Source organism: Oleiphilus sp. HI0128 (assembly GCF_001635365.1).
On record NZ_LWGG01000884.1, the window covers coordinates 1 to 834 of the forward strand.

General features: G+C 43.2%; 1 protein-coding gene and 1 pseudogene. Both read right to left on the minus strand.

Annotation, left to right across the window (positions count from 1 at the left end):
* A partial coding sequence (locus A3763_RS14120) for a hypothetical protein (RefSeq protein ID WP_156495097.1) occupies nt 1–542 on the minus strand: 542 nt, incomplete at its 3' end.
* A 98-nt stretch (nt 543–640) separates the two neighbouring features.
* Nucleotides 641–834 (minus strand): annotated as a pseudogene (locus A3763_RS14125) (recombination factor protein RarA); the annotation flags it as partial.

An 834-nucleotide genomic window follows, 5' to 3' on the forward strand; every position in this document is an offset into this window, starting at 1 on the left:
TACAGTAGCGCATCGTGCCCTTGTGTTGTGGCTACGCGCACATAGTATTCATTGGTAAGGGGAACAACTAAAGATTTGGCACCCGGTTCTGATATAGATAGTTCAGCCACAACGACGCCAGACTGATCTACTGCCCTGAGTTCAACAAGGGCATTGATATTGAATTCCTCTTCGTTAGCAGGAAAGACACTTAAACTTACAGTCTGGCCTTCGACCAAGGAAACTCGGTAATAATCATCAAGATCTTCCTCAAACTGATAGCAAAAACCAAGATCCTGAGACTTGCCATTTATGTAGCCTCCAATTGTAATCGGGTTACTAACCAGCTGGGCCGAAAAAAGAGAGTTATTCTGCTCACTAAGCGTGGAGCATGTTTGCTCAACATCAAGATCTACATTGGTATCAGGCTTTACGCTCACCTGGCCTTCGATTGTCACCAAGCCATCGTAAGTATCATCACTCAGCTTACTACCGCTTCCACAAGCAACTAAGGACAAGGCCAGGATACTCAATAGCAGCTTTAAAAAAGGGTGTGTACTCATATATGAAATCTCGATTACTGATAGCTAAAGACTTAACGCCAATAAATCAACCTTAGGACTAGGGCGAATAAATAGTCTATTAGTAAATTGTAGCAAAGTTAGGGAAATCTTTTTTGTTCTGACTCTGCATTTAACTGCCTGAGACGCGCCATTTTTTCGCCAATTTTTAGCTCTAAACCACGATTTACCGGGTGATATAACTGCGTGCCAGCAAGGTCTTCAGGAAAATAACATTCACCAGCAGCAAAGCCATCAGGCTCATCATGAGCGTAACGGTACTCCATTCCCATAC